The sequence below is a fragment of the Phycicoccus sp. HDW14 genome, assembly GCF_011383005.1.
GTDB lineage: Bacteria > Actinomycetota > Actinomycetes > Actinomycetales > Dermatophilaceae > Phycicoccus.
Window position 1 is genome coordinate 1,331,121 of sequence record NZ_CP049935.1, and the last position, 20,246, is coordinate 1,351,366.

The following is a 20,246-nucleotide window of genomic DNA, read 5'->3' on the forward strand; positions in this document are numbered from 1 at the left end:
GCCTATCGAGCCGTAGGGTGGTGCCCTGACCCAGGAGGAGGACGCCCGTGATCGAGCTCGAGGACATCGGCGAGCTGCGCGACCCCGTGATGATCGCCGCGTTCGAGGGGTGGAACGACGCCGGCGAGGCCGCGAGCGCCGTCATCGAGCACCTGGCCGAGGTCTGGGACGCCGAGGTCGTCGCGGCCCTGGACCCCGAGGACTACTACGACTTCCAGGTCAACCGTCCGCGGGTCGTCTCCGAGGGGGGCAAGCGCCGCATCAGCTGGCGCACCACCCGGGTCCTCGTCGCCCGTGACACCTCGCTCGGGCGCGACGTCGTCCTCGTCCAGGGCGTCGAGCCGTCCTTCCGCTGGCGGGCCTTCGCCGTCGAGCTCATGGAGCTCGCCGAGGCCACCGACGTCTCGATGGTCGTCACCCTCGGCGCCCTGATGGCCGACGTCGCGCACTCGCGGCCCATCCCCGTCACCGCGACCTCCGACAGCGAGGACACCCGGCACCGGCACGACCTCGAGCCGAGCGGCTACGAGGGCCCCACCGGCATCGTCGGGGTCCTCGCCGACGCCGCGTCCCAGGTGGGCATCCCCTCGGTGTCGTGCTGGGCCGCCGTCCCGCACTACGCCGGCCACTCCCCCTCGCCCAAGGCCACCGCGGCCCTCGTCGGCCGGCTCGAGGAGCTCTTCGACGCCCCCGTCGAGCACGGTGAGCTCGACGAGGACGCGCGCGCCTGGGAGCGGGGCATCAACGAGCTCGCCGAGTCCGACACCGAGGTCGCCGAGTACGTCGAGAGCCTCGAGGAGGCCCAGGACACCGCCGAGCTGCCCGAGGCGAGCGGTGACGCCATCGCCAAGGAGTTCGAGCGCTACCTGCGCCGGCGCGGGACGGACGAGCCCGGCGCGCCCTGACGCCGTCGGGCTCAGCCGCCGAGCCCCCGGATGAGCGCCACGCACGCCCCACCGAGCACGATGACGACGACCGCTCCCCCGGCGACCGCGCCGAGCACGACCCAGCGCGTGGCGCGCACGACGAGACCGGCGACGACCAGGGCCACGAGGACCGCCCCGGCGACCCAGGCCACCGCGGTCCCCGGCGCGTCCGGCCCGCTCGTCAGGGTGGCGAGGAGCAGCAGCCCGCCGACGACGAGGACCGGCGCGCCGAACACGCCCACGGCCACACCGATCCAGAACTTCGCCACCCGTGACATCCCCGGGGGGCGCGGACCCGGGGGTGGCGGCGCGCCGTAGGGGCCCGGCGGGCCGGGCGGTCCGGGAGGCAGCCCCGGCGGCGGGCCGGCCGGGGGCGGTGGGGGCGACGGGGGTGTGCTCATCCGGTGACCATCCTCACGGCGAAGACCGCGGCCACGGCGGCCACGGTGACGAGGTAGGCGATGACGAGGCGGGTGTCGCCGAGCTTGCACCGGGAGCGCAGGAGGCCGGCCCGGCGGGCCGACACGTAGCCGGCGGCGCCCATCCCGGCGAAGACGAGCACGGCGAACGGCCCGAGGAGCCACCCGAGGAGCGAGACCGTCGCGAGGACGCACAGTCGCAGCGGGTCGGTGACGTCGGGGGTCCCGGCGGCGGCGGTCGTCGCGTGCGGTGGGTCGACCTGGCGCGGGTCGCGCGCAGGGGTGCTCACCGGGTCACCAGCGGGAGCTGACGGGCACCGGTGGCCGTGGACAACCGGGTGCGGGACAACGGAGCCCACGCCTGCACGGCGCAGAACGGCGCGCACTGGTGGCCGCCGGAGTCCTCGTTGACGGTGGCGACGTGGACGCAGCACTGCACGAGCCGCTCCTCGATCATCGTGTTCATGTCCATGAACGGCTTGACGGTCACCCGCAGCACTCGCTCCCGAGCAGGCGTCGCAGCCGGTCGCCGCGCCCGGGCAGGCGGGAGGACGCGAGCGTCGCCAGGGTGCCGAGGCCGAGGTCGCAGTGGGTGCAGATGTCACGCCAGATGTCGGCCATCGACGGGTGCGAGAGCGAGGACTGCTCCGAGAGCAGGTCGAGGAGAGAGGACTTCACGACGCCGCGCAGCTGCTGCGGGATGGTGTCGTCGGCGATCCGGTTGGCGAGGAGGTCGGGCTCGAGGTCGAGCCACTGCTTGAGCCGGTCGTGCCCGATGACGGACACGAGCGAGACCCAGCGGCCGGAGTCGTCACGCAGCAGGTAGCCGACCGAGCAGCAGTGCGGGTGCGAGCAGGGCAGCGCCGTGAGGTCGCGCCAGGTGACGCGGCCGTCGGTCTGCTCCTCGAGCCGGGCGAGGACGCCGGTGTGGGTCAGCCGGTCGGTGGCGTCGATCCCCGTGCTGCGACCGGACCCGAACACGGGCTGGATGCTCACGCCCCCCACGTACGGGGTGGCCATCGCCCGGTCGAGCACGGCGCCGATCTCGTGGTCGTTGACGCCCAGGGCCGCGGTCATCGTCAGGGTCGTGAACACCTCGGCGTCCGAGAGCCGCTGCAGCGCAAGGTCCTTGAAGCGTCTGAGGTCCGCGCCGCGGTGGTGGGCGGAGGCCTCGGCGGACTCTCCGTCGAACTGGAGGTAGACCTCGACCCGTTCGCGGTGCCTGCGCAGGAGGGCGAGCAGCTCGTCGTCGCTCGCGACGAGCAGGCCGTTGGTGTTGAGGAGCACCCGGACGACCGGCCGCCTGGCCACCTCGTCGAGCAGCCCCGCGAGGTGCGGGTAGAGGGTGGGCTCGCCGCCGCTGAGCATGAGCACGTCGAGCCGACCGTTCTCGCGCTCGAGCCGGGCGTCGACGGAGGCGAGCACGTCCGACAGCGGCGCGACCGAGGCCAGCGCCGGGGCGGAGGCCGCGAAGCAGGTCGGGCACTTGAGGTTGCAGTGGTCCAGGAGGTCCTCGAGGAGGATGCACGTGTGCTGCGTCTGCATCTCGGGCAGCCCGTCGGCGTAGGCGGCGGGGACCGGAGCGAAGTTGCCGACGACGTCGGGCGCGTGCACCTTGGTCGGGGCGGTCCACTCCTCGAGGTAGGACAGGATCTGCGGCGACTCGTCGTACATCGTCCGCACCAGACCGTGCCGCGTGCACCCGCGCTCCAGCCAGATCCGGCCCTCGCGCTCGACGAGCCAGCCGGAGAGCCGCACGACCTCCTCGAGCGGGCGGTCCGGGGCCTCCTCGTGGCAGAGCGGGCAGAAGGCGGTGACGTAGCGGTGGATGCGGTCGCCGCGCAGCGGCATCCCCGCGCCCCGGGTGCCGGAGCTCATGCGCCGGCCCCCACGTCGACGGGAGCCGGGGACGGGTCCCGCAGCACCCCGGCGTAGGTGCCGCGGCGGGCGCGCACCGCGATGCGCAGCAGGACGAGCGGCACGGTGACCGCGAGGAAGAGCTGCGGCCGGGTCAGCCCGTGCCACACCACCTCGTTGCCGCGGACCTCCTCGACGAGGAAGCGGAAGGTGCCGTACGCGGCGACCCACCACACGAAGAGCTCGCCCGGCGGGGTCGGGCGGTGGCGCAGCCAGGTCCAGATGACGGCGAACACGACGAGGTGGAAGGCGATCTCGTAGGCGAACGAGGGGTGCAGCGGCACCCCGGCGGGGCCGCCGAGTCGTACCGCGGCGGCGTCGTCGAGCCGGATGCCCCACGGGAGGCCGGTCGGCGTCCCCGGGAGCTCGGTGAGGAGGCAGCCGACCCGGCCCACCGCCATCCCGAGGGCCACGGCGGGGGCGAACAGGTCGCCGGTGCGCAGCCGGTACCCGCTGAGCCGCTTCCCGACGTGGACGCCGAGCCAGGCGCCGACGAGCCCCCCGAGGATGCTGCGGTTGCCGTAGGCCCACTGCTCGGCCAGGGACGCGTTCTCGCGCAGGTCGAGGTGCTGCGCCCAGGTCCCGAGGCGCATGAACAGCGCACCGCCGACGAGTGCGGCCGTGACGACGACGTACAGGCGCTCGTCGGTGTGGCCGCGCCGTCGTGCCTCGAGCACGAAGACGGCGGCGGCGACGAGGGCCCCCAGTGCGACGAAGGCGTCGTGGGTGGGGACCGGCCCCAGGAGCGGCACCATGCGGGACAGCATGCCAGCCGCCGGCGCGGCCCACCGTGAGGACGGGCGCGCGCCGGGTGCGGGTCAGAGGCGGATGCCGAGGACCGCGTCGAGGGTGCGGGCGAGCAGCCCGGGGGCGCCCGGGTCCTCGCCCTCGCCGGCCAGCGTCCGCTCGCACCAGGCGTCGACCGCCTCCAGCGCGCGCAGGGTCGAGAGGTCGTCGGCGACGGCGGCCCGCACCGCGGCGACGGTGTCGGTGGCGTCGACGCCGCCGTTGGTGGACAGCGCCTCCCGCCACCGTGCGAGACGCGACTGCGCCTGCACGAGAAGGGAGTCGGTGTACTCCCACTCGGTGCGGTAGTGCTGGGCGAGCAGGACGAGGCGGATGGCCATCGGGTCGACGCCGTCGGCGCGCAGCCGGGAGACGAGCACGAGGTTGCCCTTGGACTTGCTCATCTTCTCGCCGTCGAACGCGACCATCGCCTGGTGCACGTAGACGCGGGCGAAGGTGTCGTCGCCGGTGAGGGCGGCCGACTGCACGGCGCTCATCTCGTGGTGCGGGAAGACCAGGTCGGTGCCGCCACCCTGGAGGTCGAAGGGGTGGCCGAGGTGCTCGCGGGAGATGGCGGTGCACTCGATGTGCCACCCGGGGCGGCCGGCACCGAGCTCGTCGTCGTCCCAACACGGCTCTCCCGCACGGGCACCACGCCAGAGCAGCGGGTCGAACGGGTCGCGCTTGCCGGCGCGGTCGGGGTCTCCCCCGCGGTCGGCGAACACGGCGGACATCTGCTCACGGGTCCATCCGGAGACCTCGCCGAAGGTCGGGGCCTGCCCGAGGTCGAGGTAGACGTCGTACCCGTCGCCCTCGCCGTCGGGGAGCGGGAGCCGGTAGGCCCGGCCGCTGCCGAGCAGGGTGCGCACCTCGCGGATGATCTCGGGCATCGACTCGACGACCCCGACGAGCGCGTCCGGTGGGACGACGGCCAGGGCGGTCATGTCCTCGCGGAAGAGGTCGATCTCGGACGTGGCCAGCTCGCGCCAGTCGCGGCCGTCGCGCTCGGCCCGCTCGAGGAGCGGGTCGTCGACGTCGGTGACGTTCTGCACGTACTCGACCCGGTGCCCGGCGTCACGCAGCGCACGGACGACGAGGTCGAAGGTGACGTAGGTGGCGGCGTGGCCGAGGTGGGTGGCGTCGTAGGGCGTGATGCCGCAGACGTAGAGGCGGGCCACCTCGCCGGCGTCGACGGGGACGACGGCGTCGCGACGGGTGTCGTGGAGCCGGAGCGGGTCACCGTGACCGGGGACGGCGGGGACGAAGGGGGTGGGCCACGACTTCACCGGGCAAGACTACGGTGCGCCGTCAGAGCGCCGGCCACGGGATGGCCGGCCAGCCGCCGCGCGGTGCAGGGTGGTGCGGCCAGCGCAGGAGCGCACCGACGCGGTGGACCAGCGCCTCGACCTCCTCGACGGTCAGCAGGGGCGCCAGCGCCTCGGCCAGCGGTCCGTCGAGGGCCTCCGAGAGCTGCCCGAGCCGGGCCAGGTCGGCCTCCGGGATGGGCTCGCCGGCCCACCCCCAGAGGACGGTGCGCAGCTTCGGCTCGACGCCGAGGCTGACCCCGTGGTCGCAGCCCCGGACGGCGTCACCGTCGCGCAGCAGGTGGCTGCCCTTGCGGTCGGAGTTGTTGAGCGCGGCATCGAGGACGGCGACGGTGCGCAGGGCCGGCTCGGCGCAGTGCGCGACGACGACCGGCTCGCCGAGGGTCGACTCCCCCTCGAGCACGACGTGCCACCCCTCGGGGACCTCGCCCGGACCCACGACGACGACGAGGGGCTCCTGCTCCCCCGTCGTCGGGCCGACCCACAGCTGCACCGAGCCCGGGCCGAGGGGGCCGTTGCGCAGCACGGTGGGCGGCACGACGCCGAAGCCACCCGCCTCGCTGACAAGCCAGGCGGCCCGCTCGCGCGCGACGAGCGTGCCGTCCGGGTAGTCCCAGAGCCGCCGCTCGGTGGCCTCCGGCTTGTGGATGACGAGCACCTCGTCGGCGGGGTCACCGACGAGGCAGAGCAGCGCGCCGTTGGAGGACCCCGAGATGCGACCGACGGGCGTCAGGTCCCCCCGGGTCAGCAGCTCCTCGAGCTCAGCGCCGGTATCCGTTGGCACGCGGGCAGATGTGGCCGGAGGGGTCGAGCGGCTGGCCGCAGAACGGGCAGGCCGGGCGGCCCGCGGAGATGACCTTGCCGCAGCGCCGGGCGAACCCGCGGGCCGCGACCGGGTCGAGGACGACGCGCAGGGTGCTGAGGGTGGCCTCGTCGGCCTCCTCGGGGTCCTGGTCGTGGCACTCGATGGCGAGCACGAGGCGCTCGGGGTCCCACGCGAGGCTGAGGGTGTCGACCCGGAACTCGTCCTCGATGGGGGTGGTCAGCGGCTCGGTGTCGCCCTCCCCGAGCGGCTCGGTGGCGGTGCCCTCGGCGTGGGCGTCGAGGAGGTCGTTGATGCGGTCGGCGAGCACGCTGACCTGCACCTTCTCGAGCGAGACCGACACGACGCGGCCCCCGCCGCTGGCCTGGAGGAAGAACGTGCGGCCGCCCGGTGGGCCCACGGTGCCGGCGACGAAGCGCTCGGGCGGGTCGAAGACGGTGGCTGGCATGCCTCCCACCCTAGATCGAGAACCCCACGGGCAGCTCCAGCCGGTGACGGGCCATCAGCGCACTGTCCGAGAGCAGCTCGCGGGTGGGGCCGTCGGCGACCACCGAGCCCTCGGAGAGCACGACGGCGCGGGGGCAGAGCTCGACGGCGTAGGGCAGGTCGTGCGTGACCATGAGGATCGTCACGTCGAGGGAGCGGAGGATGTCGGCGAGCTCGCGCCGGGAGGCCGGGTCGAGGTTCGACGACGGCTCGTCGAGGACGAGGATCTCCGGGCGCATGGCGAGCACGGTGGCGATGGCCACCCGCCGGCGCTGCCCGAAGGAGAGGTGGTGCGGCGCGCGGTCGGCGAGGTCGGCCACCCCGACCGCGTCGAGCGCCTCGACCACCCGCGCGTCGAGCTCGGCGCCCCGCAGCCCGAGGTTCGCCGGCCCGAAGGCCACGTCGTCCCGCACGCTCGGCATGAAGAGCTGGTCGTCGGGGTCCTGGAAGACGATGCCGACCCGCCGGCGCACCTCGAGGAGGTTCTCATCGGTGACGGGGAGCCCGGACACGGTGACCGACCCGGCACCGGGGGTCAGGACACCGTTGAGGTGCAGGACGAGGGTCGTCTTGCCGGCGCCGTTGGGCCCGAGCAGCGCCACCCGCTCGCCCGGGTGCACGTGGAGGTCGACCCCGAAGAGGGCCTGGTGGCCGCCGGGGTAGGCGTAGGCGACGCCGCGCAGGTCGAGGACGGGAGTGGTCACCCCGCCATCCTGACGCCCACGGACACGACGACCGCCACCAGGGCCGGTGCGAGCGCGGTGGCCCACTGCCCGGGCGTCGCCGACAGCGGCGAGGTCATCGGCATCGCACCGGTCCAACCGCGGCTGACCATCGCCAGGTGGACCCGCTCCCCCCGCTCGTAGCTGCGGATGAACAGCGCCCCGGTGCCGGCGGCGAGCACGGGCCAGGCCCGCACCGACCGGGCGCTGAAGCCGCGGGAGGCGCGAGCCACCTTCATCCGGCGCAGCTGGTCGGCGACGACGTCGAGGTAGCGGACCATGAACGATGCGATGAGGACCAGCGGGTCGGGCACCCGGAGGTGCTGGAGCGCGCGGACGAGGTCGCGGGGCCGGGTCGTCACCGCGAAGGCGACGGCCGTGACGACGCCCGTCGTGCCCTTGAGCAGGAGGGCGACGGCGGCCGTGAGGCCGGTCTGCGACACCGTGACCGGGCCGAGGGCCGTCGTCGGACCGACGGCGACGAAGGGCAGGACGAGGGCGAACACGGCGAACGGCGTCTCGACGGCGAGCCGGGGCAGCAGGTGCCGTGCCGCGACCCGGGTCGAGAGGAGGACGGCGACACCGAGGGCCAGGAGGGCCCCGAGCGCCACGTGTGCCTCGGACGGGACGGACACGACGGCGAGCACGAAGGCCATGAGGCCGACGAGCTTGGTGTGCGCGGGCAGGCGGTGGAGGACGGTGTCGCCCTCCACGTGCAGGTGGGCGCCGGGGGCCGAGCCCACCTCAGGGACGCGCGGCGGACCCGCGGCGCCGGCCGATGATCCGCACCAGCCCGAACATCAGCAGGCCGACGACGACGGCACCGACGACGCCGGCCAGGCCTCCCGCGAGTCGACCGTCGGAGACGCCGCGCACCGAGTAGTCCGCGAGGGGCGAGCCGGCGGTGGCCGAGTCGCGTGCGACGCTCTCGAAGCCGAGCGAGCTCGCGACGTACTCGAGGCCGTCGGGGTGGCTCGAGGCGTAGAACGAGACGATCCCGGCGATGACGAGGCAGACGGCCAGCCCGACGCCGACGAGCCGGCGGGTCGAGATGCGAGGACGGTCGGTGGTGCCGCTCATGCGACGACCTCCGGGATGCGCAGCTCGAGCGCGGGCAGGCGACCGCGCGCGACGTGGACGAGGTCGGGGCGGGCGGCCACGATGCTCGTCACCGCGAGGAACGTGATGACGGCCTCACCCACCCCGATGAGCAGGTGCCAGCCGACCATGGTCCCCGCGAGCGCACCGAGCGGAATGGGTGCGGCACCCCCCAGGGCGTAGAGGCCGGTGAAGCTCAGGGCGGCGACCGGCACGCTGACGAGCGCCCCGGCCGCGGCGGCGACCGGGATGCTCGAGAGCTTGCGGGGAAGGAGCGCCAGGGCCCCTCGGGCGACGCCGTAGCCGACCCAGACCCCGACGACCCCCATGAGCAGGACGTTGGTGCCGAGCGCGGTGACCCCGCCGTCGGCGAAGAGGAAGGCCTGGACCGCGAGCACGACCGTGAGGCAGAGCGTCGCGGTGGCCGGGCCGACGAGGACGGCCGCGAGGGCAGCCCCGAGCAGGTGTCCCGAGGTGCCGGCGCCGACCGGGAAGTTGACCATCTGCGCCGCGAAGACGAAGACCGCGACGAGCCCGGCCAGGGGTGCGGTGCGCTCGTCGAGCTCGTGGCGAGCGGCGCGCACGAGGGAGGCGCCGACGACGCCGGCGGCGACGACGCCCGTGGCGACCGAGGTCGGGGCGTCGAGGAATCCGTCGGGGACGTGCACGCGGGCCTCCGGTGGCTGAGGGGTCACTGTTGCGAACAGTTCGCAACACCTGCCTGCACCCTAGGCGCACCGGGCGACCCGATCAACACCGGGGTCGCGATCCCCTCCGACCGGTCAGCCCGCTCCCCCACCCACCGTCGAGTCCCCGGCGTCGTGGGCCTTCGGGACGGCGACGAGCGGGGCGAGGTCGCCGGCGTGGGTGTTGCTGGCGAGCAGGACCATCCGGGTGGGGGTCACGTGCACGGCGGTGACCGACCCCGGGTCGACCCGGACCCGCTGCAGTCCCGCGACGCCGGCCCCGACGGCCTCGGCCACGACCGCCTTGATGGGGTCGCCGTGGCTCACCGCGACCCAGACCGCCGCCCGGCCGTGCTCGGCCTCGACCTCGGCGTCGAGCGCGCGGACCCCGGCGACGACGCGCTCGGCCATCTGCCCGAGGGACTCGGCGCGGTGCTCGTCGGACTCGGGGAAGGTCGCCGACGCGGGGTCGTCCTGGATGACGCGCCACAGCGGGTCGTTGGCGGCCTCGGCGAGCGGGCGCCCGGTCCACCCGCCGTAGTGGCACTCCCCAGCCGGTCGTCGGTGCCGGCCTCCAGCGCGGGCAGGGCGATGGCCACCGTCTCGAGGCACCGCTGGAGCGGGCTGCTGACCGCCCGGACGACACCGAGGGGGCGAGCCGCTCGGCCGTGCGCTCGGCCTGGCCGCGGCCGGTTTCGGTGAGGCCGACCCCCTCGCTCCACCCGGCGAGCACCCCCGCGGCGTTCGCGGTCGAGTGCCCGTGCCGCAGGAGCAGGACGATGGCCACGAAGGGACATGCTAGGCGCACGGGGATGCGGGCCGGGCGGGCTCCCCTCGGCCACAATGGCGGACGTGATCGTCGACCGCGCCATCTACGAGGACGGGCACCGCCGCGCGTGCGGCGACCTGTCCGACGAGCTCGAGGCCCTCCGCGCCGGCGACGACCCCGCAGCGTTCCTGTGGATCGGGCTCAAGGACCCGACCCACGAGGAGTTCGACGAGGTCAACGCAGAGCTGCAGCTGCATCCGCTCGCCGTCGAGGACGCGGTCAAGGGCCGCCAGCGGGCCAAGGTCGAGCTGTACGACGACACCGTCTTCGTCGTCCTCAAGCCGCTGCGCTACATCGACCGCACCTCCGACATCGAGACCGGCGAGGTGATGGTCTTCGTCGGCGACCGGTTCGTCGTCACCGTGCGCCGCGGCGAGCTGACCCCGCTGACGGGCATCCGCAAGGAGCTGGAGGCCGACCGGGTCGCCCTGGGCCACGGGCCCCTCGGGGTGCTGCACCGGGTCCTCGACCGGGTCGTCGACGGGTACGTCGAGATCGACGGCGAGGTCGAGACCGACCTCGACGAGATCGAGAGGGCCGTCTTCTCCGACGGGCGCACCGACACCGGGTCGATCTACCGGCTCAAGCGCGAGGTCCTCGAGTTCCGCCGGGCCGTCATGCCCCTGGCCGAGCCGTTGCGGATGCTCTTCAGCTCGCCGCGCTCCCCCGTGCCCGAGGGCGAGCTGCGGCTGCAGATGCGCGACGTGTCCGACCACCTGCAGGGCGTCATCGACCACGTCGAGTCCTACGACGACCTGCTCACGGGCATCCTGTCGGCTCACCTGGCGCAGGTCTCGGTGCAGCAGAACGACGACATGCGACGCATCTCGGCGTGGGTCGCCATCGCCGCGCTGCCGACGATGATCGCCGGCGTCTACGGGATGAACTTCGAGTACATGCCCGAGCTCGGGGCGAGCATCCACCTGGGGGACGGCGAGTTCCGGTACGGGTACTTCGTCGTGCTGCTCGTGATGGTCGGCGCCTGCACGGTGCTGTACCGCGCGTTCAAGCGCAGCGGCTGGCTCTGACGCGTCCTCCGCCCGGGGCGGCGCGGGACGGCGTGGCTCAGGTCGCGGTGATCCAGCCGGCACCGAGCGCGACGGCCAGGACGAGGCCGAGGGCCACGCGGTACCAGACGAACGGGCGCAGCGAGTTCGAGGCGACGAAGCGCAGCAGCCAGGCGATCGAGGCGTAGGCGACGCCGAAGGCGACGACGATGCCGACGATCATCTGCCCGGGGCCGAGCGCGCTGAGGTCGTGGCGGGCGTCGACGAGCTCGAAGAGCCCGGCCGCCGTGAGGGCCGGGATGGCCATGAAGAAGGAGAGCTCGGTGGCCGTGACGCGGTCGATGCCGCGGGCCAGGCCGGCCGAGATCGTCGCCCCGGAGCGCGACACACCGGGGATGAGGCTGAAGCACTGGACGAGACCGATGACGATGCCGTCGCGCAGCGTGAGGTCGCCCTCCTCGCGGTGCTCGCCGCGCGCCTCGAGCTCGTCGTGGCGGCGCTCGGCCCACCAGATGACGCCGCTCCAGAGCACGAGCGCGACCGCCACGACCCAGAGGCTGCGCAGCGGCCCGGAGATGACGTCCTTGAGGGCGAAGCCGACGATGCCGACCGGGATCGACCCGACGATGACGACCCACGCGAGGCGGTAGTCGCGCTCCTCACGACGTGCGCTGTCCCCCAGCCCCCGCACCCAGGCCATGAAGAGGCGGGCGATCTTGCGCGCGAAGTAGAGGAACGTCGCCGCGATGGCCCCGATCTGGATGATCGCCGTGTACGCGGTGACGGCCTTGGCGTCGACCGGCAGGCCGAGGAGGTGCTCCGTGATCGTCAGGTGGCCGGTGGAGGAGATCGGGAGGAACTCGGTGAGTCCCTCGACGATCCCGAGGACGACGGCCTGCAGGTAGGTCAGCTCGATGGGCACCCGCAGAGCCTAGGGGCTGACCACCTCGGCCATGAGCCGCAGGGTGGCGAGTCGCTCCTCGGTCGTCCGGGCGTACGGCGCCACGGAGAGGGTGGTGACGCCCGCGTCGGCGTACCGGCCGACGCGCTCGGCGATGCGCTCGGGCGGGCCGAGCAGGGCGGTGGCGTCGGCGAGCTCCATCGGGACGGCGGCGGCGGCGTCGCGGGGGCGGCCGGAGAGGTAGAGGTCCTGGATGGTGTCGGCGGCCTCGTCGAAGCCCATCCGGCGGGCCAGCCGGTTGTAGAAGTTCTGCTCGCGGCTGCCCATCCCGCCGATGTAGAGGGCGGTGTACGGGGCGACGGCGGCGCGTGCGGACTCGAGGTCGTCGGTGACGACGACCGGCACGGTGGCGACCGTGTCGAAGCCGGCCATCGGGTCCTCGGGGGTGCCGCGACCGGCCGCGGCGCGGGCCTCGCGGACCGAGGCGAGCTGGTCGGCGGAGTGCTCGGGCGACAGGAAGATGGCCAGCCACCCGTCGGCGACCTCGCCGGTGAGGCGCAGGTTGCGGGGTCCGACGGCGGCGAGGTAGATCGGGAGGTCCGGGCGGGGCGGGTGGATCGTCAGGCGCAGCGACTTCCCGGGGCCGTCGGGCAGTGGGAGGGTGAAGTGGTCGCCGTCGTGCTCGACGTTCTCGCGGCGCAGGGCCGAGCGGACGATCTCAACGTACTCGCGCGTGCGGCCGAGGGGGTCCTGGAAACGGACGCCGTGCCACCCCTCGCTCACCTGCGGGCCGGAGACGCCGAGCCCGAGGAGGAAGCGGCCGTTGCTCAGGGTGTCGAGGGTGGCGGCGGTCATCGCGGTCATCGCCGGGGTGCGGGCCGGGATCTGCATGACGCCGGCGCCCAGGCCGATGTGCTGCGTCTGGGCGGCGAGCCAGGCCAGGACCGTGGGGCTGTCCGAGCCGTAGGCCTCGGCGACCCACACCGAGGCGTAGCCGAGCCGGTCGGCCTCCTGCACGAGCTCGAGGAGGTCCTCGCCCATGCCCATTCCCGCGTAGCCGCCAGCCAGTCCGAGACGCATGGCCGAAGGCTAGCGCGCTCGCTCGTGGTGGAGCTCGGGACGTGGTCGCGTGGTGGAGTGGTCCGTGGTCGGGGATGGGGGGTCTGGTGAGGCGAATAAGGTTGCGGGGCAGCCTGATTAATCCTGTGGATGATGGTCGGGTGTCGGTGCTGCGGGGTAGGATGGGGGCACGAGGGGAGGGGGAGCCGATGACCACGACAGCCGCACCGCAGGACGTGCTGGATGCCGCGAGCATGACCCGCGAGGCTCTGGCCGCTCTCGCCTCGGCGGTCGGCGCGAGCGGGTCGCGCGAGGAGTGGGCCGAGGTCGTCGGGGCGCTGCAGGGTTTGGTGAACGAGGCCACGGCGGTGCAGGACTCGGCGATCGTCGCGTTGGCGGCGGTCGAGCCGGAGTGGTGCGAGGACGGCACGATCGTCGAGCTGCGCCGGGTTGCGGGTCACGTGTCGGTGGATGCGCCGGCGGTCGTGTCCGGGGTGCTGTGCCTGTCGGCGGTCGCCGCCGAGCGGCGGGTGCGCGACGCGGTCCGGCGGACCGTCGACGATCAGGCCGGTGCTGGCACCGCGACCGGGCTCGGCGGGCTGCACACCGCGATGCGCGCGGGTCGGTTGGACGGGTACCGGGCGCAGGTCGTGGCCGGTGAGCTGGAGGAGTGCCCGGCCGAGGTCGCCGCCACCGTCATCACCGCCCTCGACCCGTGGTTCGACACCGAGGACGCCACGAGGCTGCGACGCCGGGCGCGTCGGCTGCTCGCGAAGGTCTCCCCCGACCTGCTCCGGAAGCGGGCCGAGCGGGCCCGGTCCGAGTCCGGGCTGCGGCGGTGGGTCGACGAGCCCGGGGTCGACACCTGGCTGGGCACCTTCCCCTCCGAGGACGCCCGTGCCGCGTGGGCCGCGATCGACGCCCTCGCCCAGACCTACGTCACCGACGGGAGCTGCGCGACCGTCGACCGGGCCCGCGCCAAGGCCCTCACCGACCTCGTCACCGGCCAGTCCACCGTCACCACCACGGTCGTCGAACACCACGCGCACCCCGTCACCGGGGCGTTCGTCGACCCCGACGACCAGCTCGCCACCACCGCCTACCGTCCCGGCGCCGCCCTGGCCGCGTTCGTGCGGGCCCGGGACGTGCACTGCCGCTTCCCCGGCTGCAGCGTCACCGCCCGGTACTGCGACCTCGACCACGTGATCGCCTTCCCGGCCGGACCCACCACCGCCGCCAACCTCGTCTGCCTCTGCCGGCGCCACCACCGGGTCAAGCAGCGCCCCGGCTGGAGCACCCACCTCGACTCCGACGGCACCTACTGGGTCACCGACCCCACCGGACGAACCCGCACCACCGACCCACCCGACCAGCGCCCCACCCCACTTTCATGGACCACCGGCGAACCCGACCCGCCACCCCCGTCCAACCCGAGCCTCGTCCTGCCCGACGGACCACACTCCAGCCTCGAGTTCACCCTCGAACACGCCGTGGGCCCACCCCAACCCCGCACCCGCTGCCGCATCGACCTCCGCCACCCCACCCGGCCCGTCGACGTCACCACCGACCACCCACGCACCCCCGCCGGCGACCCCGCGACCCCTGGCCCGACACCCCGCCCTTCTGACCCGTCGCCCGCGGACCCGGCAAAAATGGATGGCGACGGCTGCGCGGCCGGGCCACGGTGGACCGATGACGAGCAGCGACCTGTGGGACCGAGAGACCGCCGACCGGTACGACGACGCGAGTGCCGGCATGTTCGCGCCCGAGGTCCTCGACCCCACCGTCCGGGCGCTGGCCGACCTCGCCGCCCTGGCGGGCGACCGGCCGGTCCTCGAGCTCGCCATCGGCACCGGACGCGTCGCCATCCCGTTGGCCGAGCGCGGGCTCGAGGTCCACGGCATCGAGCTGTCCGCCCCGATGGCCGAGCGCCTCCACGCCAAGCGCCGCCGGGCCGAGCGGCCCGACCTGCCCGTCGTCGTCGGCGACGTGGCCACCGCGACGGCCCCCGGAGCCGGCACCTACGGCCTCGTCCTCCTCGTCTTCAACACCCTGGGCAACCTGCGCACCCAGGACGAGCAGGTCGCCGTGTTCGCCAACGCCGCCCGCCACCTCGCACCCGGTGGCCGGTTCGTCGTCGAGCTCGGGGTCCCGGGCCTGCGCCGCCTCCCGCCGGGCCAGACCGCCATCCCCTTCGAGGTGGCCGACCACCACGTCGGGTTCGACACCTACGACCCGGCCACCCAGCAGGCCACCTCGCACCACTACACCCGCGAGGCCGACGGCTCGTTCCGGTACGGCCGGCACAACTTCCGCTACGTCTGGCCCGCCGAGTGCGACCTCATGGCCCGGCTCGCCGGGATGACCCTCGAGCGCCGCACCGCCGACTGGCACGGCACCCCGTTCACCGCGGAGAGCGGGAGCCACGTCTCGGTGTGGCGCAAGCCGACCGCGGCCTGAGGGCCTCCGACGACGGTAGGGTCGCCGGCATGCTGACCCGCCGCCTCGGGGCCACCGGCCTCACCGTCTCGCGGCTGGCCCTCGGCACGATGGCCTGGGGGACCCGGACCGCGCCCGAGGACGCCCGCGACCTGCTGACGACCTTCCGCGCCGCCGGCGGCACGCTCGTCGACACCGCCCACGGCTACGCCGGCGGCCTCGCCGAGGACCTGCTCGGCGACTTCCTCGAGGGCCCGGACCGCGACGAGGTCGTCGTCGTCACGAAGTCGGGCATCAGCCGGGCAGGCGGCGAGCGGGTCGTCGACTGCTCACGCCGCACCATGCTCCAGCAGCTCGACCTCTCGCTGCAGCGCCTGCGCACCGACCACGTCGACGTCTGGCTCGCCCACACCTGGGACCCCGACACCCCGCTCGAGGAGACCGTCGGCGCCCTCGTCCACGCGTGGCAGACCGGACGGGCGCGCTACGTCGGGGTGTCCAACCACGTCGGCTGGCAGGCCGCGCGCGCGATGTCGCTGCTCGAGTCGGCGGGCGTCCCCCTGGCGGCGAACTCCGTCGAGTACTCGCTCGTCGAGCGCCGCCCCGAGCGCGAGCTCGCCGACGCAGCGGGCGCCCTGGGCTTCGGTCTGCTCCCCTGGTCACCGCTCGGGCGCGGTGTCCTCGGCGGGCGCTACCGCGGGGGCATCTCGTCCGACTCGCGCCTGGCCTCGGAGGAGTTCTCGCGCTTCGCCGGCCGGCACGTCGGCGACCACACCCGCGGTGTCGTCGAGGCCGTGCGCACCGCCGCCGAGGGCCTCGGGGTGCCGCCGGCGGTCGTCGCCCTGGCCTGGGTCCGTGACCGCCCGGGCGTCACCGCACCGGTCATCGGCCCGCGCACGACCGCCCAGCTGGCCGCTCTGCTGCAGAGCGAGGACGTCGAGCTGCCCGCCCAGATCGTCGAGGCGCTCGACGAGGTGTCGGCCGACCACACCTGACGGCGGGCGGCCGGACCGGGATCAGTCGTCCTCGTCCTCGTCGTCGTAGTCGTCGTCCAGCCCGGAGTAGATCCGGCTGCCGTCGCCGTCCTCGTCGTCGTGGTCGTCGAGGTCGCCCTCGCCCTCGCGCTCACCGCTACCACGCTCGGACCCGTCGTCGGGCTCGTCGTCCTCGTCGTCCCCGGTGTAGAGGTCGAGCGGAGTCATCTCGCCGTAGGCGTCGTAGAGGGCCCCGTCGTAGTCCTCGAAGGCGTCCGCGACGTCCTCGTAGGCGGCCACGACGGCCGGGTCCTCGTCACCGCGTCGCGTGCTGCTCACCTCGAGGTGCCGCTCGAGGGCGGCGACGAGCCGGGCGAGTGCGGCACGCGGGTCAGCGGTCATGGCTCGAACCGTACCGGTCCTTGGGCAGAATGTGTCAGTGGCCGACTACGAGTACCTCGTCCTGGTGTTCGGGCGCGAGGTCCAGCGACAGGACATCCGCCGGACGCTCACCGAGCACGCCGAGTACGGCCACTGGGAGCTCGCCCGGACCCGCACCTACATGGGCGGCCTGACGCGGACCTGGTTGCGGCGGCGCATCATCCGCGCGCGCCGGCGCATCGACGCATAGCGCGCCGCGACGTCGGCCAGGGCGTCAGCAGGTCTCGACGAGGCGCCCGAGGACCCGCGTGCCGAAGCGCAGCGACTCGGTGGGCACGCGCTCGTCGATGCCGTGGAACATCGGCGCGAAGTCGAGGTCGGCGGGCAGCCGCAGCGGCGCGAACCCGTAGCCGGTGATGCCGAGCAACGAGAGCGCCTTGTTGTCGGTGCCGCCGGAGAGGCAGTAGGGCAGCACCTCGGCGTCCGGGTCCTCGGTGCGCAGCGCGGCGACCATCGCCTCGACGAGGTCGCCCTCGAACGGCGCGTCGAGCGCGATGTCGCGGTGCAGCACCTCGACGTCGACGTGCTCCCCCGCCAGCTCGCGGATGGTGTCCATCAGCGCGTCCTCGTGGCCCGGCAGGAACCGGCAGTCGACGTTGGCCGACGCCTGCTGCGGGATGACGTTGTGCTTGTACCCGGCGTCGAGCATCGTCACGTTGCTGGTGTCCTGCAACGTCCCTCGCACGAAACCCTGGGCCCCGCCGAGGTGGGCGAGCAGCTCTTCGAGGTCCTCGTCGGACCACCCGGTGCCGGTGAGCTCGGAGAGCCCGTCGAGCAGCGTGCGCACCGACGGGATGTACTCGCGCGGCCACTTGTGCTCGGCGATCCGGGCGATCGCCTCGGCGAGCCGGACGATGGCGTTCTCGTCGTTGGGGACCGAGCCGTGGCCGGCGCGGCCGTTCGCCGTGAGCCGGAGCCAGGCGATGCCCTTCTCGGCCGTCTGCAGCAGGTAGGTGCGCTGCTCCTCGCCGTGCCGGTCGGTGAACGTGACGCTGTACCCGCCGACCTCGCTGATCGCCTCGGTGACCCCCTCGAACACCTCCGGGTGCTCGTCGACGAGGAAGTGCGAGCCCTTGACGCCGCCGGCCTCCTCGTCGGCGAAGAAGACGACGACGAGGTCGCGGGGCGGGACGACGCCGCGACGGGCCAGGTCGCGCACGACGGCCAGCATCATCGCGTCCATGTCCTTCATGTCGACGGCCCCGCGCCCCCACACGCAGCCGTCCTGCTCGATGCCGGCGAACGGGTCGACCGACCAGTCGGCCGCGTTGGCCGGCACGACGTCGAGGTGTCCGTGGATGCACAGGGCCCCCCGGTCGCGGTCGGCGCCGGGGATGCGGACCGCGACGCTGACCCGGCCGGGGTCGGACTCGAAGGTCTGCGGCTCGAGGCCGACCTCGCGCAGCTGCTGCACGACGTACTCGGCCGCCTCCGCCTCCCCCGGCCCGCTGCCATCGCCGTAGTTGCTCGTGTCGATCCGGATCAGCTCCTGGCAGATCCGGACGACCTCGTCCTCGGGTCGCAGCGTGTCGGTCATGCCGTCCACCGTAGACCGGGCAGGCCGCCCGGTCGCCGCTGCCGGTCGGCCGCCGCGCCCGGTCCGGAGGATTTCGGTTCCGAGGCACCGACCGTGTATCGTTCCGGGTCGGCGGAGGGCCTCCCCAGGGCCCCTCCCGCACCACCTGTCCGGGTGGCGGAATTGGCAGACGCGCTAGCTTGAGGTGCTAGTGCCCGTATAGGGCATGGGGGTTCAAGTCCCCCCTCGGACACCACGGTCGACGGCCCCGAACCACACGGTTCGGGGCCGTTCGTCAGTCCTGGGCGGCGTCGTAGGCGTCGACGGCGTCGGCGAGCTTCTGCACCAACGGGTCGAGACCGTCGGCCGCCTCGGGCGGGATCGCGCCGGAGTCGACGTTGGTGCCGTACTCCTCGAGCATCGAGTTGCGGACGTCGAGGAGCTTGCGGGAGTCGCCGTCGCGCAGGGCCCGGTCGATGTCGCGGATCTCCTGCTGGAGGGTCTTCGCGGCGTCCTTGTCGATGCCGCCCTCGCCGTCGAGCGCGTCGACCTCGTCGGCCAGCGCCGCCGAGGCGTCCGAGACGGCCTGGGCGGGGTCGGCCGCCGTCGGGGTCTGGGAGGGGCTGGGCGTCGGCTCGGGGGCCGAGGTCGAGGGCGCCGGCTCGCTCGTCGTCGGTGCCGCGGACGAGCGCGTGGGCGTCGGCGTCGGGGTGCCGCTCGGCGTGCTCGTGGGGTCCTCCCCTTGCCCGGTCCGAGGAACAGGTACCAGGCGAGCAGCCCGACCGCCACCAGGGCCACGAGGGCGATGACCCACATCGGCCCCGAGGACCCGCGGCGCGGCTCCTCCTCGTAGCGGTCCGAGCGCGTCGACGGTCCCTCGACCGGGGCGGCGGGACCGCGGGCACCGCCCCCGTGCGCGGCAGCCGCTGGGTGGCGTCGGCACCGGACGCCGGGAGGACCGTCGTCGCGGCGGCCCCGGCGCCCGCTGCCCCGGCAGCGGCAGCACCGGCCACCGTGGGTGCCGAGCGGGAGGTGAGTGCGTCGAGGACGGCCGCGGCACCCGCAGGACGGTCGGCGGGGTCCTTGGCGAGCAGCGAGTCGACGAGCGTCGCGAGCCACGCCGGCGTGTCGGGACGCAGCTCGCGCACGTCCGGCGGCGGCTCGCTCGTGTGCTGCATGACGGTGGCGACCGGGCTCCCGGCGCTGAACGGAGGCCGGCCGGCGAGCAGGGCGAAGAGGACGCAGCCGAGGGCGTAGAGGTCGGCCCGACCGTCGACCCGCTGCCCGAGCGCCTGCTCCGGAGCCAGGTACTCGGCCGTGCCCATCACGGTGTTCGTCGCCGTGAGCGCCTGTCCGCCGGTGGCCTCCCCCAGCTGGGTGATGCCGAAGTCGACGACCCGGACCCGACCGTCGTCGGCGTGGACGACGTTGCCCGGCTTGATGTCCCGGTGCACCAGCCCGCGCGCGTGGGCGGCCTCGAGCGCCGCGGCGACCTGCCGGCCGACCGAGACGACCTCCTCGACGGGCAGCGGACCGTCGGCCAGCTGCTCGGCCAAGCTCGGGCCGGGCAGCAGCTCCATCACGAGGTAGGCGGTGTCGCCCTCGACGCCGGTGTCGTGCACGGTGACGACGTTCGGGTGGCTGATGCCGGCCGTGACCCTCGCCTCGCGCCCGAACCGGACCGCACCGGAGTCGTCCGGCAGGCGACGCAGGTCGATGGTCTTCACGGCGACCTGGCGACCGAGGACGGTGTCGGTGGCACGCCAGACCTCGCCCATCCCGCCGCGGCCGATCGGGTCGCCGAGGACATAGCGCCCGGCCAGTGCTCGCTCCTCGGTGCTCATCCGGACCAGCGTAGCCAGCCGCGACGGGACACCGGCGCCCGACTAGCC

The 20,246-nt window shown here is 74.1% G+C and carries 23 protein-coding genes, 1 tRNA gene and 2 pseudogenes; 6 read left to right on the plus strand and 20 right to left on the minus strand.

What is annotated here, in order from left to right; translation table 11 throughout:
* The first annotated feature begins 47 nt into the window (after nucleotides 1–47).
* Complete coding sequence (locus tag G7075_RS06610; protein ID WP_166120099.1) at nucleotides 48–905, plus strand: PAC2 family protein; 858 nt, start codon at nucleotides 48–50, stop codon at nucleotides 903–905.
* Nucleotides 906–916: 11 nt separating this feature from the next.
* Here the strand turns inward: G7075_RS06610 and G7075_RS06615 are convergent, their stop codons facing one another.
* From G7075_RS06615 to G7075_RS22585, 14 genes and pseudogenes are all read right to left on the minus strand, one after another.
* Nucleotides 917–1,195, minus strand: coding sequence for a hypothetical protein (locus G7075_RS06615; RefSeq protein ID WP_166120102.1), 279 nt, complete (start codon nucleotides 1,193–1,195; stop codon nucleotides 917–919).
* A gap of 128 nt (nucleotides 1,196–1,323) precedes the next feature.
* The gene (locus tag G7075_RS06620; RefSeq protein ID WP_205860636.1) at nucleotides 1,324–1,635 is read right to left on the minus strand and encodes a hypothetical protein; all 312 of its coding nucleotides are present in this window, start codon (nucleotides 1,633–1,635) and stop codon (nucleotides 1,324–1,326) included.
* Nucleotides 1,632–1,835 carry a hypothetical protein gene (locus G7075_RS20960; protein WP_240917944.1) on the minus strand — a complete coding sequence of 68 codons (204 nt, stop codon included), beginning with the start codon at nucleotides 1,833–1,835 and terminating at the stop codon, nucleotides 1,632–1,634. The genes G7075_RS06620 and G7075_RS20960 overlap by 4 nt, the downstream gene beginning before the upstream one ends.
* A complete protein-coding gene (locus G7075_RS06625) occupies nucleotides 1,832–3,223 on the minus strand; it encodes a radical SAM protein (protein WP_240917945.1) in 1,392 nt (463 codons plus the stop codon). Before G7075_RS06625 ends, G7075_RS20960 begins: the two co-directional genes overlap by 4 nt.
* Nucleotides 3,220–4,017, minus strand: coding sequence for a prolipoprotein diacylglyceryl transferase (locus G7075_RS06630; protein WP_166120104.1), 798 nt, complete (start codon nucleotides 4,015–4,017; stop codon nucleotides 3,220–3,222). Before G7075_RS06630 ends, G7075_RS06625 begins: the two co-directional genes overlap by 4 nt.
* Nucleotides 4,018–4,080: 63 nt before the next feature.
* Nucleotides 4,081–5,334, minus strand: a complete 1,254-nt coding sequence (gene mshC, locus G7075_RS06635) for a cysteine--1-D-myo-inosityl 2-amino-2-deoxy-alpha-D-glucopyranoside ligase (RefSeq protein WP_166120107.1) — start codon at nucleotides 5,332–5,334, stop codon at nucleotides 4,081–4,083.
* A 22-nt stretch (nucleotides 5,335–5,356) separates the two neighbouring features.
* On the minus strand, nucleotides 5,357–6,157 hold the full coding sequence (locus G7075_RS06640; RefSeq protein WP_166120110.1) for an SCO1664 family protein: 801 nt from the start codon (nucleotides 6,155–6,157) through the stop codon (nucleotides 5,357–5,359).
* The gene (locus G7075_RS06645; protein ID WP_166120113.1) at nucleotides 6,135–6,644 is read right to left on the minus strand and encodes a DUF3090 domain-containing protein; all 510 of its coding nucleotides are present in this window, start codon (nucleotides 6,642–6,644) and stop codon (nucleotides 6,135–6,137) included. Before G7075_RS06645 ends, G7075_RS06640 begins: the two co-directional genes overlap by 23 nt.
* A 10-nt stretch (nucleotides 6,645–6,654) precedes the next feature.
* The gene (locus G7075_RS06650; protein WP_166120116.1) at nucleotides 6,655–7,386 is read right to left on the minus strand and encodes an energy-coupling factor ABC transporter ATP-binding protein; all 732 of its coding nucleotides are present in this window, start codon (nucleotides 7,384–7,386) and stop codon (nucleotides 6,655–6,657) included.
* Entirely contained in the window at nucleotides 7,383–8,147 is a 765-nt protein-coding gene (gene cbiQ, locus G7075_RS06655) for a cobalt ECF transporter T component CbiQ (RefSeq protein WP_166120119.1), read from the minus strand. The genes G7075_RS06650 and cbiQ overlap by 4 nt, the downstream gene beginning before the upstream one ends.
* 1 nt (nucleotide 8,148) lies before the next feature.
* Complete coding sequence (locus G7075_RS06660) at nucleotides 8,149–8,484, minus strand: PDGLE domain-containing protein (protein ID WP_166120122.1); 336 nt, start codon at nucleotides 8,482–8,484, stop codon at nucleotides 8,149–8,151.
* Nucleotides 8,481–9,170, minus strand: a complete 690-nt coding sequence (locus G7075_RS06665; protein WP_166120125.1) for an energy-coupling factor ABC transporter permease — start codon at nucleotides 9,168–9,170, stop codon at nucleotides 8,481–8,483. Before G7075_RS06665 ends, G7075_RS06660 begins: the two co-directional genes overlap by 4 nt.
* Before the next feature lie 114 nt (nucleotides 9,171–9,284).
* A complete protein-coding gene (locus G7075_RS06670; protein WP_371814199.1) occupies nucleotides 9,285–9,800 on the minus strand; it encodes a histidine phosphatase family protein in 516 nt (171 codons plus the stop codon).
* Nucleotides 9,801–9,897: 97 nt separating this feature from the next.
* Nucleotides 9,898–9,996: pseudogene (locus G7075_RS22585) on the minus strand (hypothetical protein); the annotation flags it as partial.
* Nucleotides 9,997–10,040: 44 nt separating this feature from the next.
* On the opposite strand from G7075_RS22585, the gene G7075_RS06675 reads away from it, so the two are divergent.
* The gene (locus tag G7075_RS06675) at nucleotides 10,041–11,045 is read left to right on the plus strand and encodes a magnesium and cobalt transport protein CorA (RefSeq protein WP_166120128.1); all 1,005 of its coding nucleotides are present in this window, start codon (nucleotides 10,041–10,043) and stop codon (nucleotides 11,043–11,045) included.
* 37 nt (nucleotides 11,046–11,082) lie between these two features.
* On the opposite strand, the gene G7075_RS06680 is transcribed toward G7075_RS06675, so the two are convergent.
* Both G7075_RS06680 and G7075_RS06685 read right to left on the minus strand, forming a co-directional pair.
* On the minus strand, nucleotides 11,083–11,940 hold the full coding sequence (locus G7075_RS06680) for an undecaprenyl-diphosphate phosphatase (RefSeq protein ID WP_166124263.1): 858 nt from the start codon (nucleotides 11,938–11,940) through the stop codon (nucleotides 11,083–11,085).
* Between the two features lie 15 nt (nucleotides 11,941–11,955).
* Nucleotides 11,956–13,005 carry an LLM class F420-dependent oxidoreductase gene (locus G7075_RS06685; protein WP_166120131.1) on the minus strand — a complete coding sequence of 350 codons (1,050 nt, stop codon included), beginning with the start codon at nucleotides 13,003–13,005 and terminating at the stop codon, nucleotides 11,956–11,958.
* Between the two features lie 1,671 nt (nucleotides 13,006–14,676).
* Between G7075_RS06685 and G7075_RS06690 the strand changes: the two genes are divergently transcribed.
* Both G7075_RS06690 and G7075_RS06695 read left to right on the plus strand, forming a co-directional pair.
* Nucleotides 14,677–15,444: a class I SAM-dependent methyltransferase gene (locus G7075_RS06690; protein WP_166120134.1), complete on the plus strand. Its 768-nt coding sequence runs from the start codon at nucleotides 14,677–14,679 to the stop codon at nucleotides 15,442–15,444.
* Between the two features lie 29 nt (nucleotides 15,445–15,473).
* Nucleotides 15,474–16,418, plus strand: coding sequence for an aldo/keto reductase (locus tag G7075_RS06695; RefSeq protein ID WP_166120137.1), 945 nt, complete (start codon nucleotides 15,474–15,476; stop codon nucleotides 16,416–16,418).
* Between the two features lie 21 nt (nucleotides 16,419–16,439).
* Here the strand turns inward: G7075_RS06695 and G7075_RS06700 are convergent, their stop codons facing one another.
* On the minus strand, nucleotides 16,440–16,799 hold the full coding sequence (locus G7075_RS06700; protein WP_166120139.1) for a hypothetical protein: 360 nt from the start codon (nucleotides 16,797–16,799) through the stop codon (nucleotides 16,440–16,442).
* Between the two features lie 37 nt (nucleotides 16,800–16,836).
* Between G7075_RS06700 and G7075_RS06705 the strand changes: the two genes are divergently transcribed.
* On the plus strand, nucleotides 16,837–17,028 hold the full coding sequence (locus G7075_RS06705; RefSeq protein ID WP_240917946.1) for a DUF5703 family protein: 192 nt from the start codon (nucleotides 16,837–16,839) through the stop codon (nucleotides 17,026–17,028).
* A gap of 24 nt (nucleotides 17,029–17,052) precedes the next feature.
* Here G7075_RS06705 and G7075_RS06710 read toward each other — a convergent pair whose 3' ends face one another.
* Nucleotides 17,053–18,375 carry a M20/M25/M40 family metallo-hydrolase gene (locus G7075_RS06710; RefSeq protein ID WP_166120145.1) on the minus strand — a complete coding sequence of 441 codons (1,323 nt, stop codon included), beginning with the start codon at nucleotides 18,373–18,375 and terminating at the stop codon, nucleotides 17,053–17,055.
* A 147-nt stretch (nucleotides 18,376–18,522) separates the two neighbouring features.
* Here G7075_RS06710 and G7075_RS06715 point away from each other — a divergent pair.
* Nucleotides 18,523–18,610 (plus strand) — tRNA-Leu (locus G7075_RS06715).
* Nucleotides 18,611–18,649: 39 nt separating this feature from the next.
* Here the strand turns inward: G7075_RS06715 and G7075_RS22220 are convergent.
* Both G7075_RS22220 and G7075_RS22590 read right to left on the minus strand, forming a co-directional pair.
* The gene (locus tag G7075_RS22220; protein WP_166120147.1) at nucleotides 18,650–19,168 is read right to left on the minus strand and encodes a hypothetical protein; all 519 of its coding nucleotides are present in this window, start codon (nucleotides 19,166–19,168) and stop codon (nucleotides 18,650–18,652) included.
* 259 nt (nucleotides 19,169–19,427) lie between these two features.
* Nucleotides 19,428–20,198: pseudogene (locus G7075_RS22590) on the minus strand (serine/threonine-protein kinase); the annotation flags it as partial.
* Between the last annotated feature and the right edge of the window lie 48 nt (nucleotides 20,199–20,246).